The organism is Pseudomonas sp. Van50 (genome assembly GCF_055390755.1).
Window position 1 is genome coordinate 3,532,342 of the sequence record NZ_AP024343.1, and the last position, 16,240, is coordinate 3,548,581.

Consider the following 16,240-nt stretch of genomic DNA (forward strand, 5'->3'; position numbering starts at 1 on the left):
TTCGAGTTCTAAAAAAGAGCGACAAAGCAGGCTGATGGCGGGATGTGCTGCAATAGCCCGCTGGTCTGTCTTGGTCAGAGGTTAATTCATAACTGCGCTCAATGGTTGGGTCTTCAATCAGTCTGTATATATTGCCTGCTAACCGACTATGGCTGTTATCTGAGGTCGACCAAGTTTAGGCCTTAAAAGGAGGCCTATAACTCGGCTCAGGGCAGCAGCCAAGTGCTGTTTGGGGTGCTGGACCGGATGCCGACTGCCTGGCACTGCTCCAGAATCGGCAGAATGTAAGTGATATTGGTACGGCCCGGCTTGCCTTCTGCTCTGTAACGAGCCGCCTGGCAAAGTGGGCCGGCTTTTTCGTACGTATGGTTGGAGTTGATTTCCACAGCTTGTGCTTGGCCGAAATGACTGTTATCGGCGAGGTAGTCCAACGTTTGCTGGAAAGCTGCTCGAGTCAGCGCCAACTGCGAGTCTTCCAATCCGGTCTCAATCACAACGCGATTTGCATCAACAGTCGCGATACGGAAGCGGGCGCTACGCGACGGTGTTTGCAGTTCCTTGCCTTGCAGGCGGCTGATCAATGCCCAGAGAGTGTTGTCGACTTGAGTGATGTGCTGCATGGGATAGTTCCTTCGTTGCTGAACGGGCGCGAGCTTTAACCTGAATCGACTTATGGAATCTTGATCCCCAACGCATTCAGTGATGGTGTATCCATCCGGCCATTCACGGTCAGGCCACTGTCCATCTGAAAGGCCATCAAGGCCCCACGTGTTGCTTTGCCCATCACCCCGTCAATGGAGCCTTGGTAATACTGGCGCACCATAAGCGCGGTCTGCACACGGGTGACCAGGCTGCTTTTCTGCTCATTGGTCGCGCGACTCTTAGAAGTGCTCGAACTTGTCCCGCTGGTAGTGCCAGACGACTGATAAAGGCTGTTGCTGCCTGGAGGGCTGCTCGAAGCACTCGGCGCGCTGTAGCCTCGGGTACTGGTAGCGGGTGGGCTGTAGTAGCGAGGTGCGCTATAGCCACCCGAGCCGCTGTAGTGAGAACTGTGCGAGCTGTGGGACCGGTGAGAACTGTGCGAGCGATGCGCCGCATAGATGTTGATGGTGTCTGGCGCATTGAGCGTATCGGCAAATACCGGGGGCTGTAGCTTGTCGTTGGGTTGCCAGTTTGCATCGGCGAGTGGCAGATGGCCCGCCTGTGCCAGGGTGGTACCTGCTATTGGCAGCAGGCTGATCCCACTGATCAGGACTTTCCAGCGGTCGAGCAATTTCACTGTGCACTCCTTGCATAGGCGCTAAAGGCCTTGGTCGATAGCAGTTGTACGCCGCGGCTCTGCCAGCGGTCGGTGTGGGATTTGAAGAAGCCAGAGCAATGTTTGACGGCAGCGCATTGCTGGCAGGTATCGATGAACAGATTCTTCCAGTCCGAGATGCTCTGGCGGGCAAAACGCGAGAGGTGGGCCGGGATCAGGCACAGGGGCAAGTTGTAGATCGAAACCGGCACTCCGCGGTTGAACAGGAAATACACGGCCTGGCTCAACGACTCTTGATAGTCCAGCGGGTCAATCCACAGTTCTTCGTAGTTTTTCCTGGCCAGGCCGGTGCTTTCGATACCCATCAGCGCAACATGCCGCACGAAGGGCAGGTTCCTGAACACGTAGTGGGCGAGCTCTGGCAAGCGTGGCGTGGTCAGGCGATTGAGCACCACGCGTACCTCGATGATCTGGTGGGCACGCGCCAGATTGTAAAGACCTTGCAGGGTTTCGCTGAACGCGCCTGGAGCCTGCACTACATGGTCATGGTCTTCGGCATTGTCGGCATACAGCGGGATGCCCCAGCTCAACTGAGGGTGGCCGATTGCAGAGAGCGCTGCGATCCAGCTCGTGTCGTGGAACAGACGCCCGTTGCTGAGCACATGGATAGATTTCTGCGGCAAAACGGCTTTGCACTTGGCCAGGATTTCCAGCAGGCCGTCGCGATAAAGCGTTGGTTCTCCGCCGCTGATTCCCAGATTTTCCTCGCCCGGGTCCATCAGGTCGATCAGCCGTAGGTTCTCTTCGATGTGCCAACGGTCATCGATATCTTTGGGCGGCTGCGAGCACATCAGGCAGAGGCTGTTGCAACGATCGGTCATGAACAGCAGGTTGCTGTCTGAGCCTCGTCGATAGAGCACTCGCACCAACGCGTTGCCTGGTGTGATGGCAATGACATCGCCGGGCTGCACGACATCCGCATCTTTGGGGGTGTGCAGATGTGGCCGCGCGCTGTCGAAGTCGCCGATCAATGGCTCCGGGATCAGGAATCCACCCACTGGTAACGAGAGCAGATGCGGGCTCCGTAGCCGTTCTTCGTTTGGCAGCCAAAGCAGCAGGTCACCGAACTCAGCACTTCCGGCACAAACAGCCAGGCCTTGTTCGATGAACTCATCCAGAGTGATGACCTTGAGCAGTTTCGGCTCATTCAGGTTATGGATTTCGAAGTGGGTATCTTTTCGCAGCATCGCCTTCAGCCCTTGTACCCCGGGAACCGGACATCGCTGTAAGAGCGCCTGTTCAACCAAGACAGCAGCACCCTCTGCACGTTGTCGTCGCCATCGTAAAGCAGACCGAAAAGATGCTTCAGAAGCCCCATGTTCTTCTTACAAAAGCTGCTGAACACTCGGTGTCCGATCGGGTCAGCTTGGCGGGCATAGTGTTCGATGGGGTCAGCACCACAGTACGGGACAAGTGCGCAGTCGGAGCAGCCCGGCAGCGCTTCTGCTACACCACTGGCGAGCAACGCATTCATGACGGGCGATGCGAGTAATTCAGACAAGGGTTGCTGCACGGTGCCGAGCTTCAAGCCGTCTTCACCCATCTCCAGCAGCATTCGGGCTTCGTCCGAGGGATAGACGTAACCGTCATAGTTGTAAACCAGCGCCGCAGTGCCTGCGCCAGCAGGGGAGCGCAGGTCTACATAGCCGGAGGAGAAGGGTGTCAGGATATTCTTCAGCAACAGGCTTGTATAACTCTCTGAGAGGTATACGCCCTGTTGGTTGATATGCAGTAAATAGGCCAGTGCCTTCTTGTAGAAGGCCAGGTATTGTTCAATAGGGTAATCAAGTCGATGGGCACTCTTGGTGGCAAACCCATAAGGGCTCAGAGGCCGAAGCGAGATGCTGGAGAAGCGCTGGCTTACATACTCATCGATGATCGCTTCAGGTTGTTCGAGGCTTCTTGAGGTCAGCGTGGTCAGCGCGGAAACTGCATCATGGCCAAGGCGCTCACGGACCCACTGGATGCCTTTTACAGTGCGTTCGTAGGAGTCTCGTGACGGGGTAGGGCGGTTGGCATTGTGCAAGGGCGCCGGCCCATCGAGCGAGGTCGAAAACTGGATGCGATTTTGTTCTGCGAAGTCGAGTACTTCCTCCGTCAGGTGGTGCAACGTGGTGGTGATGACGAACTGGATATCCCGTTGTTCGACCACGTTCCGTTCAACGACCCATTCGACAATCTGGCGGACGCGCTCGAAGGCCAGAAGCGGCTCGCCACCCTGAAACTCCACAGTCAGGGCGGGAGCGTTCGATTCGAACAGGCGATCGACCGCCGCCTGCGCATCCGCTTCCGACAGATCGTGGCCGGATCCTCCCAGAGGGGCCCGTGACACCTGGCAGTACTGGCAGGTGTGGTTGCAGCGCAATGTAACCACGAACAAGTGCAGTGCAGGCCCCTGGAAGAGGAAGTCCTTGCGGCTGCGATACTGCGCTGCCATTTCCGGGAACGGGTCGTGGCAGCCTGGTTCGTAGATGAAGTGGCGGGCCAGCAGGTCCTTATAAAAAGGCGTACTTGCTTGAACGTCGAAGTAACTGAGGGCTCGTAATTGCGCGTCGTTCACGTGCATGTACTCACCGGTATCGGAGGTGAGCAGGATGTCACGGTCATGTCCCGTGTTCATGCGCATGAATCGAAAAGGCAGCAAGCGGTAGTGCTTGGCGTCTGTCGCAATCAGTGTCACTGGGAAATCCCACATCCAGCGAGCGCGGCTCGGGCCAGGACTTCGCGCAGCCCTGCTGTTTCGCGGTTGATATGGTCGCGTAGGGCGAAGTCGTTCAGATACTGGAGGATCAGCGAGTGAGCCTGCTCCGGGGAAAGCGTTAGCCTTGCTTCAGCGGGGTGGGCCGTGAGGCTTATCTGATTGGTTTCAATAGCGACCTGGATCGCGACAGTGTCGGCCAGGGAATAAGCGGCGCGTTGCACCACGCTGAGCGGGTAGGCTGCGCTGTCGAGTTTCAACGTGACTGGCCATGTCATCGGAACCGCTCCTTCAAATCCGTTGGAAACGTGTGGATTTTGCAGGTTGCCGAGGCATTATGCCATCATAATTTTTTACATTTGCACGCATTTGTCCAGCGTGGTGGGTGGTGCGCTCACTACGGCTCGGCCATTGATACGGGGTAGGGCCGAGGGTTCATATCTCCCTCAGTCTACCCATCCTAATCAATAGCCTGCTTGGCCTCAGGCTGGGGGCATCCTTTTCAAACCATCCAAAGCATGCCCTCAGATGTGCCCCCAATGTAGCAATCCACTGGAAGTGAATGGAGCTCCATGGGTTGTGGAAAGGCAGAAATGATCAGCCGAACAGCCTATCCGGCGGCGACTAAAGACTCTCAGGGTCGCCAAAAAACATCTGAATCCGCGAACGCAACCAGCGCTCCCCAGGATCATTGTCCTGAGAACCCCGCCAGGCCATATGCAGTTCGAAGCTGCGCACCGGTATGGGCGGGTCTTCGGCGCGTACGCCACCGGCGGCGGTCAGCGCGTCGGCGGTGTAGTCGGGCACGGTGGCGATGATGTCGGTGCCCGACAACAGGGTGCTCAAGCCGTTGAACTGCGGCACGGCCAACACCACATGACGTTTACGGTCGAGTTTTGCCAGTTCTTCGTCGATGAAACCGCTCAAGTCACCGGCGAAGGAGACCAGGGCGTGGGGGCGGGCGCAGAATTCGTCCAGGGTCAGTCGTCCCGGCGCGGTGTCGGCGCGCAATACTTTGGGCAGGCTGCGCCGCAAGACCTTGCGCTTGGCGTTGGCCGGCAGGTCGTCGGTGTAGCTGACGCCGATGGAGATTTCACCGGACGCCAGCAGGCCCGGCATCAGGATGTAGTTGACCCGGCGCACCACCAGCACAATGCCCGGCGCTTCAGCCCGCAGGCGTTTGAGCAGCATGGGCAGCAGGGCGAATTCGGCGTCGTCCGACAGGCCGATGCGAAACACCGAGGTGCTGGTGGCCGGGTCGAATTCCGCGGCGCGGCTGACTGCCGTGGAAATCGAATCCAGGGCCGGAGAGAGCAGGGCGAAGATCTCGACCGCCCGGGCCGATGGTTCCATGCTGCGGCCGGTGCGCACGAACAGCGGGTCATCGAACAGGCTACGCAGGCGCGACAGTGCGGCGCTGATGGCCGGCTGGCCAAGAAACAGCTTCTCGGCCGCGCGAGTCACGCTGCGTTCATGCATCAACGTTTCGAACACGATCAACAGGTTCAGATCGACACGCCGCAGGTCATTACGATTCATCTGGGGTCCTGGCAGATTCGGTAAGCTTGACGTGAACGGCCATATGGGAACAATGGCCGGCATGAATCTTACGGGGAAAGGCTGGTACTCTGCACCGGCTAATTGAGTTTTCTTAGGTTAAGTCCTACAGGAGTGGTTGGTTTTTCTTGCTGCGGAATCAATGACAGGCATGTCGACTATTAATAGCCACTGATGGTCTTGGCTACAAAGCCCGGATAGAGTTCGTGGCATTAGAGGTTACTTTGACGAGGTTTGCGATGTCCCGCACGATCCGTTTTCACAAGTTTGGTGGTGCCGAGGTGCTCAAATGCGAAGAGCATGCGGCGGCTCTTCCTGCGCCAGGAGAAGTGCAGGTCCGCGTCGAAGCGATCGGCATCAGTTGGTACGACACCTTGTGGCGCCAGAACCTGGCGTCCTCCCAGGCACGCCTGCCTTCGGGCCTGGGCCATGAAATGGCCGGCGTGGTCACGGCCGTCGGCGACGGCATCGATGACTTGGCCGTGGGCGACAAGGTCGCCAGTTTTCCGGCCGAAAGCCCGAACGACTATCCGGTGTACGGTGAAGTCATCGTGCTGCCCCGCACCGCCCTGACCCGTTATCCCGATGTGCTCAGCCCGATCGAAGCCGCCGTGCACTACACGCCGCTGCTGATCGCCTATTTCGCCTACATGGACCTGGCGCGGGTCAAGCCGGGGCAATTCGCCCTGGTCACCGATGCCAGTCATTGCGCCGGCCCGTCCTTTGTCCAGTTGGGCAAGGCCTTGGGAGTGCGGGTGATTGCGGCCACCAAGACGGCCGACGAGCGTGAATACCTGCTGTCGTTGGGTGCCGAAAAAGTCATCGTGACAGAAGAGCAGGATTTGCTGATGCAAATCAACAAGCTCACCGATAACCGTGGCGTCGACGTGGTATTCGACGGCCTTGGCGGGCCGCAGATGTCGCTATTGGGTGATGTGCTGGCGCCCCGTGGCAGCCTGGTGTTGTATGGCTTGCAGGGCGGCAACCAGACGCCGTTCCCGGCCTGCGCGGCGTTCCAGAAGAACATTCAGTTCTTCGTGCACTGCATCGGCAATTTTACCGGCAAGCCGGAACTGGGCATTGTCCAGGACCAGGTGGCATTGCAACGAGCGTTGCGCGATATCAATCAACTGACCGCCGATCGCGTGCTGCTGCCACTCAAGACTCGGGTCTTCCCGTTCTCCGAGTTTGTCGAAGCGCACCGGTACATGGGTGAATGCCCTTGCCGTGAACGCGTTGCCCTTCAGGTCGTCGACCCCGCCTGATACCTGTCTTGCGCAAGAGTCATCGCCGGGCTCTTGCGCTGTCTTCGATTCGATCTCCATCCCTCCTTTCCCACGCACTGGCAGCCTGACGGCGGTGCGTTCGTGCCTCGCAAGGCCCCTCCAGCTACCTGTCCCGGTTCGCTCGAAGCAGAAACGGTTTGCCGGTGAACATCTGAACTGGTTTTTGCCCTCAATCTGTATCTTCTAATCATTATTTAAGTCCTGATAATTGAACGCTGATTTCCATATCAAGGAAGAAGTCGTGGTGCGGTGTAACTTTTTCGAAGGCTTTCATCCTTCAAGGCACATTCAAGGTGCAACGAGCGTTAATTGGCAGGGGGCTATCTATCGATCCTGGAGAAAACAGGGTGGGGTGGAAGGTCAATTAAAGTTCGGCAAGTTCCTTATTTCTCGTACTCATTGTCTGTGGGACGTTGTCGGAATTCTCCTAGGACGTACCGCCAGCTCGGCAAGGCCCTGTATTTTCAAGGCCTGCAGCGGGGGTGCCCGGGAGCACGGGGTGACTTCCTGCGTATGTATCAAATAATTACGACAAGCAATGCTTGGGCGTATTGCTAATACTCTTTGAGTACTAGAACGATTCATTCAGACCAACACGTCGCGCGGTCACGTTGGTGCGGGTGCGGCGCCGATAGTTGAATTTCAGGTAAATGGCTATGAGTGCAATTCATGAGCAGGCAATGACTCACGTGTATCAACAGATACTGCAACGATTGTTGGGTTTTTATTCCCGGGCCGAACGGACCGCGTTGCAGCTTTTGATCCAGCGCTTGATTGTCGCCGCCGGAGGTATCGATCGGATTGGCGATTATCGTGTGTTGACGGTCCAGAACGGGAGCCGGGAGAGCTTTTATGTACTGACCGCTTTGCGGGCCGCCCAGTTGAGCATCGCGGGCCGGCATCCGGTGACCTTCGCCTTGCGCGTCGCCACGCCGCGCCTGAGCGAAACCACCCAGGCGACGCTGGAGAACATCCATCGCTGCTACAGCGCACTGTTTGTCTATGACGATCCCCGGGTCGAATTGCTGATGGCGGATAACCGCGAGGTGTTGCCGTTCAATCACCGGCAGCCCTTGTCGGTACCGGGTCACGAGGCCAATCGCATGGACTTGCTGGCCTTGGGGCACCTTCGCTCGGTCGACAGTCCCCTGGACATCGGGAGCGACGGTTACCTGGCGATGGCCGACTTCTATCGGCACATGGCCCGCTGGGAGTCTGGCGTGGATTCGATGGTCAGCAGCGATACGCCACGCCAGCAAAGACAGTTCATTTCAGGCCTGCGTCGCGCGGCCCGCAAAATCGGTCTGCCGACCGACAATATCGGTTGCTTCGACAGCCTCTTCGCGCACCTCGATACCTTGAGCAGTGATCTCTACGAGCATTTCTACGGTCCCGAGCGCCTTGGTGCCTGGAAGCCCGAGGGGCATTTCGAGGCCTGCCGGCGGATGAGCCACATCGGCATCGACGACCTGATCGTCGACCGACTGGAGGGCACCAACTGGCCGCTTTTCAACGAATTCCTGCGGGTACAGACCGATGGCCTCATGCCCTCGGCGATCGAAAACGAATACCTCAGCCCGCTGCTGTCGGCTCATTTACATGGCCTGCAGGCCTGCTACGTGCAAGGGCGCAGCTACGAAACGGGTTACAGCGACTATGTGCAGCGGGCGATCATGATCATGCATCGCAAGCAACTGCCGGAACACGCCTGCGAGCAGGCCCGGACGTTGTTCGGCTCACCTTCGGCGATTCCCGAGCGCCGCGCCTATGCGGCCCTCGAAGCGCAAAAGGTCCTGGGGCTCAGCGAAACGCAACTGGTGTGCATGCTGTTCGCGCCATTCGTGGGGCAGGGCGAGGGCCTGGAACACTTCCTGCGCTGTTGCCACCCCGGCATGCTGGTGGCGATGCCGGACCTGCACAAGGCCATGCAGGGCGCGACGGTCGCCGATCAGATCGCGCAATGGATGGTCGACGTCAGTGGCCTGCCCATCGATATCCTTGGCAAACTGTATCGGGCGAGCGTTACCGTGCCGGAACAACCGGAAGCGATGCCGGGAGCTGATCTGCAGCAGGCCCTTGACGACGTTGATACCGCAGAAGCCGGGCAGGCCGTCGATGAGCCGCACGAACGCTCGGCAAGGCACTGAGGAACGAGGCTTGATGGGCTCGTCTACCTCGTCCCTGGTCGTGATGCCCGGCGTTGTGACCTGGCCGACTGCAATCCGTTCTCCTGGCGTGATCCCATGAAAGGTTGCCGGGAGACAGACTTCGCCTACCAGGCGGTTTATCGCTACCTGACCACGCTGATCAACGAACTGGAGGTTGATGCGCGGGTGCGCCTGCCTTCGTTGCGGCAATTGGCCGAGCGTCTGAACGTGTCGATATCGACCATCCAGTACGCTTATTCGCTGCTGGAGAAGGAAGGGCGGGTCTACTCGATCGCCAAGTCCGGTTATTACGCGCTGCCGGCGCCCAGCATGACGACCCTGGATGGCGGGGACGATTTGCTCGAGACTTTGTACGTCAATGCCCGGCGCCCCGGCATGCTGGTGCTCAGCGCGGACGAGCCGGCATCGATGCAGCCGTTGGACAGCCCGATGCTGTTGCTCGAGCGCGAGCTGCTGCGCCAGTATCCACGTTCCTCGCAGACGCCCTCGCAACCCTGGGGCGAGCTGGAGCTGCGTACCGCGCTGGCGGCCCGCTACACCTCTTCGCCGGCCCGTTGCTGGAATGCCGATGACGTCTATATCGGCGCCGATCTGCGGGGTGTCCTGGAGATCCTGATCGCCGTGCTGGCACTCAGGGGCGCCACAGTACTGATCGAATCGCCCTGCGACTGGGCCGTGTTGCGCCTGCTGCAAGCCGCCGACATCAACATCATCGAGCTGCCACTGCTGGCCGGCGGGGAAGTCGACATCGAGCAGTTGGAGCCACTGTTGGAGAGCGAAACGGTGCGCCTGGTGATGCTGTCGTCAGTCCTGAACATGCCAACGGGCTCGCTGGTTCCTGAAGAGAACCGCCGCGCCATCGCCCACTTGCTGGAACGGCATGGCACCTGGGTGCTGGAGAACGACAGCCATACAGACCTGGCGTTCGAGGCCGGGGCGACGCCTTTTCGGGACTTGCTCGACCCGGACCGGTTGATCGTCTACTCCACGTTCGAGAAGACCATCGGCCCAGAGGCGCCATATGGCTACGTGTTGTCGCGCCAGATGACCCTGCACCTGCAACGACATTTCCTGTTGCGCGCGTTTCGTCTGTCGCCGATTCGCCAGAAAGCCATCGCCCGGCTGTACAGCAACGGTCGGATTGACCAGCATTTGCTGGTGTTGCGGCGCCTGCTGCGCGAAAGCGCGGTTTCGACCGCACAATTGCTGCGCGAGCGGCTGGGCGATAGCCTGCAATGGGCAGAACCCCAGGGTGGTGCGACGATCTGGATGCGCTCGACGCGACAGGTTGATTTGCGCCGGGTTTTCCATCGGCTGCTGGCCCAGCGAATCGTCATCGCACCGGGGGAGTTGTTCAGCCTTCATGGCCTGTACGGGCAACATATGCGCCTGACCCATGCGCTCAATGGGCCCCAGGACCTGGATGCTGCACTCTGCGCGCTGGCCGACGCCCTGAGGCTCGAACAATCGTAATCGGCGGCGATGGATCGAACCCGTCGCGCCATGGTCGAACTGTCAGTAAACTGCACCCATTTCCCGAGCCACTCCACTCAGAGGTTTTGCATGACAGTCAGTCCATTTGCGGGCAAGCCGGCACCGGCAGAGTTGTTGATCGATATCCCGCGACTGGTGACGGCCTACTACACCGGCCGACCCGATGCCTCGGTTGCGACCCAGCGCGTGGCTTTTGGCACCTCCGGCCACCGTGGCAGCTCCTTCGACCTGGGCTTTAACGAGTGGCACGTGTTGGCAATCAGCCAGGCGATCTGCCTGTACCGTGAAGCCCAGGGCATCAACGGGCCGTTGTTCGTCGGTATCGATACCCACGCGCTGTCGACCCCGGCGGGTGCCAGCGCACTGGAAGTCTTCGCGGCCAACGGTGTGACCGTCATGATCGCCGAGGGGGATGAATACACCCCGACGCCGGCGGTTTCCCACGCCATTCTCTGCTACAACCGTGGCCGCACCTCGGGCCTGGCGGACGGTATCGTCATCACGCCGTCCCACAACCCACCGCAAAGTGGCGGCTACAAGTACAACCCCACCAACGGCGGTCCGGCCGATACCCATATCACCAAGTGGATCGAAGCCAAGGCCAACGAACTGCTGGCCAACCAGCTCGCCGGCGTCAAGCGAGTCAGCTACGAGCAGGCCCTGAAAGCCGATACCACCCACCGTCACGACTATGTCAACACTTACGTGGCGGACCTGGTCAATGTCATCGATTTCGATGCCATCCGCAGCGCCGGGTTACACCTGGGCGTCGATCCGTTGGGCGGCGCGGGCGTGCGCTACTGGCCGGCCATTGCCGAGCATTACCGCCTGGACCTGGACGTGGTGAACACCCACGTGGATTCCACCTTCCGTTTCATGACCGTCGACTGGGATGGACAGATCCGCATGGACCCATCTTCCAGCCATGCCATGCAAGGGTTGATTGGCCTGAAGGAGCGCTTCGACGTGGCCTTCGCCTGCGACCCGGACCATGACCGCCATGGCATCGTGACGCCGTCCGGCGGCCTGTTGGCGCCGAACAATTACCTGGCGGTGTCCATCGACTACCTGTTTCAGAATCGCCCGCAATGGCGCGCCGATGCTGGCGTGGGCAAGACAGTAGTCAGCAGCGGCCTGATCGATCGTGTCGCCAAGCGTCTGGGGCGCCGGCTCTATGAAGTGCCGGTGGGCTTCAAGTGGTTTGCCGACGGCCTGTTCGATGGCTCCCTGGGTTTTGGCGGTGAGGAAAGCGCCGGTGCTTCGTTCTTGCGCAAGGATGGCGGCGTCTGGAGCACCGACAAGGACGGCCTGATTCCGGCGTTGTTGGCGGCTGAAATGACGGCGCGCACCGGTCGCGACCCGAGCCAGGCCTACCGCGCCTTGACCGACGAGTTGGGCGAACCGTTCTCGGTACGCGTCGATGCCAAGGCCAACCCGCAACAGAAGGCCCTGTTGAGCAAGCTGTCGCCGGATCAGGTGACGTCTACGGAACTGGCGGGGGAGAAGATCCAGAGCATCCTCAGCCATGCACCGGGCAATGACCAGGCCATCGGCGGCCTGAAAGTCATGACCGAAAACGGCTGGTTCGCGGCGCGTCCGTCGGGTACCGAGGATATCTACAAGATCTACGCCGAAAGCTTCATTGGCGATGCGCACCTCAAGCAACTGGTGGCTGAGGCGCAAACGTTGGTGGATGGGGCGATCACCAGCAAGTGATACATGTGATGTGAGCTTGTGACGAGGGAGCTTGCTCCCTCGCCACAAGAGCAGCAGTGCAGGGTTTAGGCGAGGTCCACGAGCACGATTTCGCTGTCTTCAATCGCGGTGACCCGCAATATCCGTTCATCTTCAATCGCAACACCGTCTCGAGCTTGTGCGCGCAACCCATTGATTTCTATCAATCCTGTGGCCGGCACAAGATACGCTCGTCGTCCGGCGTCCAGCCGGTATTCCGCACTTTCACCTGCCTTGAGATTGGCCGCTACCAGTCGCGCGTCGGCGCGAATCCGCAGGCTCTGGTCGTCGCCGGCCTTGCCACTGGCCAAGGTCACGAAGCCTTCGCGCGAGTCCTTGGGAAACGGTTTGGCGCCCCACGACGGTGCCAGACCTTCTTCGTTGGGAATGATCCATATCTGGAAAATGCGCGTGGCCGTCGACTCCAGGTTGTACTCGCTGTGGGCGATCCCGGTGCCCGCGCTCATGACTTGTACGTCGCCAGCCTCCGTACGGCCCTTGTTGCCCAGGTTGTCCTGGTGGCTGATCGCGCCTTCGCGCACATAGGTGATGATTTCCATATCCCGGTGCGGGTGCTGGGGAAAACCGCTGCCGGGGGCGATGACATCGTCGTTCCAGACGCGCAGGTTGCCCCAGTGCATGCGTTGCGGGTCGTAATACTCGGCGAACGAAAAATGGTGGTGGGCATCCAGCCAGCCGTGGTTGGCGGCGCCCAACGTGGCGAAGGGTCTGAGTTCGAGCATGTTCGTGTCCTTTTCGCTGAGCGAAAGCGATGGTTGATGGCGCTATTCTCGCGAAGGAATTCATCGATAAAAAGCGTAAAAAACGCGTCAAACCTATCGCCTAACTAGATATGAATTCGTGAGCCAACTTTCACTTCATCGCCTAAACCCATGACTTAAAAGCTTTTGGGTGGAACCTGGCGGCAAATCCAGACACCATAGCCGTCATGGTTCATGAACACGGAGTCCCCAGCGTGTCGCAACACACTCCCGATCTTCCCCCGAGCTCCTGCCCCTGGCCCAGATGCCGTTGCTCAAGCGCCTGGCCGCCCGGCTCTTCGGCCATGGCCTGACGCGTCTGCGCGCCCAGCACCGAGCGTCTTGGTTGCACGGCCAGGCCGACGGCTTCCGCAGTGGCCATACCGCCGGTTTCGACTATGGCTATAAGGAAGGCAGGGCCGAAGGGCTCGAGGAAGGCCGCCAGGTCTTGTTGATCCGTGATTCGCGCAGCACAGAGCATCCGGCACCGCAGGTGGATGATTTGCTGTTCGATGACTGGCGCCTGCCGCTGACCACCGAGTTGAAGAAACGTATCAAGGCCGACGTGGCCCGATTGCTGCCGGCGCATGCGCAACCGAGTGCCGCGCAATGGAAGATGATTTTCAGCGATACGCCGTCTACCTCGGTGGTCGCCGGGGCGGGTGCGGGTAAGTCGACGACCCTGGTGCTAAGGATTGTGTTGCTGTCCCACTACCTGGGCTTCGAACTGGACTCAATGACCGTGGTGACGTTTACCCGGGAATCGCGCAAGGACTTCATCCAGAAATTGATCGAGGTGTTTGCCCTGTGGGGGCGAACCGTCAGCCTCAAGGAAGGGCGTGATCTGGTGCGCACCTTCCATTCGCGTATCTTGCCCATGGTCCGCAGCCTGCCCGGGTTCGAGCGACTCCAGGCCTTCGAGACCCTGAGTCATCGCGCCGAAGCGGACGACGACGCCCAAGGCAATCCCTTTGAGTTACGCATCAACGATGTCCAGCGTCAGCAACTCAACGCCTGTTATTACAACCTTTACCAGCGAGATGCGCGTTTCCGTGAGCTGATCCAACCGTTGTCCCGCCATGCCCTGCAACTCAAGGAGCTGGAGCGCGATCACCCGGATGTGCAAAAACGCGTGGCCGTGACCGAACTGGCGGCCCAGCGCGACGAAGAATTGTGCGATGCCGTCGAAGACCTGTGGTTTCACGCCGGTGCCTGGCCAATCAAGGGGATCGAGCCAAAACGACAAACGTTCGAAATCAATGGTTCGACATTCCACTGCCATGGCTACGCGCCCTCACTGGATGCCTGGGTGATGCTGGGTTTCGATCCGCGGGAAGACGCCCGGCTCAGTCGTCCGGGTGCCAAGTTGAGTATCCGCGCGGAGTGGGCGGTAAAGCGCACCTTGTTTCAAGCTTTCTGCCGTAAGCCACTGATATGGCTTGAAAGTTACGAAGCATCAAAACGTGTGGTGGCATCCATGGCCGGCGATGCCAGTGCCGGCCCCGGGTTCGACTACAAGGTCAAGGGTGAACTGGGTTCGGCGCCATTGTTGGACTGTTTTGTCGCGGCGGCGGGCTTTATCGAGAACCTTGGCCTGGACGTCCCGGACGCCGTGGGCCGGATGGCCTTTGCCCAGGATGACCCCGATCGGTATTTCTTCGAGGCGCTGAGCCGTTACTGGCGGGCATTCGAAGACCATTTGCTCGATCAATCGCCGCCGATCATGACCTATAACCGTATGTTCGCGCTGTTCAGCGAACACTCCCCGGAAAATTTCAAGTTGCTGGGTGATGCCTTGCTCAGGCCGCTATCGCACCTGATGATCGACGAGTTCCAGGACGTATCGCCGCAGATTGTCTCCTGGCTTCGCGCCAGTCTTCGGGAGGTCCGCAGCCGTGGTCCTGCGCTGCACGTGGGGCGCGGTGCCCAGCGTTCTTCCTTGTTGTGTGTCGGGGACGATTGGCAATCGATCTATGGCTGGCGCGGCAGTTCGCCGAGCTACTTCATGGCATTCAACAAGCAATTCCCGTCACCGGCGACAACTCGGGTGATGCTTACCGACAACTACCGCAGCCACCAACACATCATCGACGCGGCCGAGCACATCGTGCGTGCCGCTGCGGCTATCCCAGGCAAAAAAGCCAAGGCCAGTGGCGTGCCCCGATCACTGAGCCCGGTCAATGTGCTGGATCGAGACGACGAAGGGTTGGCCCTGCGACTGGAGGAGCACTATCGCAAGGGTGACTCCATCTTGATGCTGTATCGAAAAAGTAGCGATAAGATACTGATAGAAAAGCATATTCAGCCAACAGTTAATGTCGATTCTAGCTTGCCGTACGACGCCCGGCGGCTCAGGCAAATGACCTACCACAGCGCCAAGGGGCTCCAGGCGGATGCGGTGTTCTTATTGGGCGACTGCCAGCACCTGAGCAGTTCGCCCTACAAGAATCAGGTCTATCGCATGGCCGGGTTAGGTCAGGATGGAGACGCCGAACCCTACGACACGGCGCAAAAAGACGAAATCCTGCGCTTGGCGTATGTGGGCATCACCCGCGCCGTGCAGCATTGTTATTGGTATGTCGATGGCCAGGATGGTCAGGCGGCCAATGCGTCTAAGGCTTCAGATCGTATTGCAGCGGACAAGCCCTTTTTCGCTGACCACCGTCGTGCCCGCAAAGGATGAAGCTGTGGCAAAAGCGTATTAAGAGGCCATAGAAAAGCGGCGCCTTCCCTGGAGAGGAAGGCGCCGCTTTCAAATGATAAGCATTGTTCCCTGTCAGGAAGCGAACCGCCGCAACCCTACCGGTGGCACAAACGCTTCCAGCTCGGCCTCCACGGCCTCGATTATTCGTTCCACATCTGGCGCATTCATCACTGTCGCGCAGGGGATCCCCGCAATGGCAATCATCGTCTCGCCGCTGGCACGGTCAAATAGCCGGGCAACCATACTGCCAGGCGCATCCATGCTCGCTTCGAATCCCATGGGATGGAAGTGCCAGCGCATCAACTGGCAAGCGTTGGGGAACGTAACCTTGCTGAAAGATCCTTTATTCATGTGTTGCCCACCTTCTTCAATCGAGCGCTTCCTTTTGCTCATGTCAGGAAGGAAGAGCCATCATGGCTCTACCAGTGAGAACTAAAAATAGCACCTGAAAATGAACCTCATGTGGATTTTTTCAGTCCGTTTTGCGATTGGTTCACTTTTTTTGATTTGGATCACGACT

General features: G+C 59.1%; 12 protein-coding genes and 1 pseudogene. 5 read left to right on the forward strand and 8 right to left on the reverse strand.

Annotation, left to right across the window (positions count from 1 at the left end):
- Positions 1 to 206: 206 nt before the first annotated feature.
- The 6 genes from ACZ5M5_RS15040 to ACZ5M5_RS15065 form a co-directional block, all read right to left on the reverse strand.
- A complete protein-coding gene (locus ACZ5M5_RS15040; RefSeq protein ID WP_103308107.1) occupies positions 207 to 620 on the reverse strand; it encodes a hypothetical protein in 414 nt (137 codons plus the stop codon).
- 50 nt (positions 621 to 670) lie between these two features.
- A complete protein-coding gene (gene hxsA / locus ACZ5M5_RS15045) occupies positions 671 to 1,279 on the reverse strand; it encodes a His-Xaa-Ser repeat protein HxsA (RefSeq protein WP_047542064.1) in 609 nt (202 codons plus the stop codon).
- Positions 1,276 to 2,505: a His-Xaa-Ser system radical SAM maturase HxsC gene (gene hxsC, locus ACZ5M5_RS15050; RefSeq protein WP_464737512.1), complete on the reverse strand. Its 1,230-nt coding sequence runs from the start codon at positions 2,503 to 2,505 to the stop codon at positions 1,276 to 1,278. The genes hxsA and hxsC overlap by 4 nt, the downstream gene beginning before the upstream one ends.
- Positions 2,506 to 2,510: 5 nt before the next feature.
- Entirely contained in the window at positions 2,511 to 3,998 is a 1,488-nt protein-coding gene (gene hxsB, locus ACZ5M5_RS15055) for a His-Xaa-Ser system radical SAM maturase HxsB (RefSeq protein WP_047542060.1), read from the reverse strand.
- Positions 3,995 to 4,294, reverse strand: coding sequence for a His-Xaa-Ser system protein HxsD (hxsD, locus tag ACZ5M5_RS15060; protein ID WP_047542058.1), 300 nt, complete (start codon positions 4,292 to 4,294; stop codon positions 3,995 to 3,997). Before hxsD ends, hxsB begins: the two co-directional genes overlap by 4 nt.
- Positions 4,295 to 4,640: 346 nt before the next feature.
- Entirely contained in the window at positions 4,641 to 5,555 is a 915-nt protein-coding gene (locus ACZ5M5_RS15065) for a LysR family transcriptional regulator (protein WP_003202191.1), read from the reverse strand.
- A 257-nt stretch (positions 5,556 to 5,812) separates the two neighbouring features.
- Between ACZ5M5_RS15065 and ACZ5M5_RS15070 the strand changes: the two genes are divergently transcribed.
- The 4 genes from ACZ5M5_RS15070 (at position 5,813) to pgm (ending at position 12,237) form a co-directional block, all read left to right on the forward strand.
- Complete coding sequence (locus ACZ5M5_RS15070) at positions 5,813 to 6,838, forward strand: zinc-dependent alcohol dehydrogenase family protein (protein ID WP_060742421.1); 1,026 nt, start codon at positions 5,813 to 5,815, stop codon at positions 6,836 to 6,838.
- A 677-nt stretch (positions 6,839 to 7,515) separates the two neighbouring features.
- Positions 7,516 to 9,006: a hypothetical protein gene (locus tag ACZ5M5_RS15075; RefSeq protein ID WP_464737513.1), complete on the forward strand. Its 1,491-nt coding sequence runs from the start codon at positions 7,516 to 7,518 to the stop codon at positions 9,004 to 9,006.
- A 96-nt stretch (positions 9,007 to 9,102) separates the two neighbouring features.
- On the forward strand, positions 9,103 to 10,500 hold the full coding sequence (locus ACZ5M5_RS15080) for an aminotransferase-like domain-containing protein (protein WP_060742419.1): 1,398 nt from the start codon (positions 9,103 to 9,105) through the stop codon (positions 10,498 to 10,500).
- Positions 10,501 to 10,590: 90 nt separating this feature from the next.
- Positions 10,591 to 12,237: a phosphoglucomutase (alpha-D-glucose-1,6-bisphosphate-dependent) gene (gene pgm / locus ACZ5M5_RS15085; RefSeq protein ID WP_464737514.1), complete on the forward strand. Its 1,647-nt coding sequence runs from the start codon at positions 10,591 to 10,593 to the stop codon at positions 12,235 to 12,237.
- Between the two features lie 65 nt (positions 12,238 to 12,302).
- On the opposite strand, the gene ACZ5M5_RS15090 is transcribed toward pgm, so the two are convergent.
- Complete coding sequence (locus ACZ5M5_RS15090; protein ID WP_060742417.1) at positions 12,303 to 12,998, reverse strand: pirin family protein; 696 nt, start codon at positions 12,996 to 12,998, stop codon at positions 12,303 to 12,305.
- 233 nt (positions 12,999 to 13,231) lie between these two features.
- Here ACZ5M5_RS15090 and ACZ5M5_RS15095 point away from each other — a divergent pair.
- Positions 13,232 to 15,699, forward strand: a pseudogene (locus ACZ5M5_RS15095) (UvrD-helicase domain-containing protein).
- A gap of 93 nt (positions 15,700 to 15,792) precedes the next feature.
- Here the strand turns inward: ACZ5M5_RS15095 and ACZ5M5_RS15100 are convergent.
- Positions 15,793 to 16,071, reverse strand: coding sequence for a DUF1652 domain-containing protein (locus tag ACZ5M5_RS15100; RefSeq protein WP_003201764.1), 279 nt, complete (start codon positions 16,069 to 16,071; stop codon positions 15,793 to 15,795).
- Positions 16,072 to 16,240: the final 169 nt, after the last annotated feature.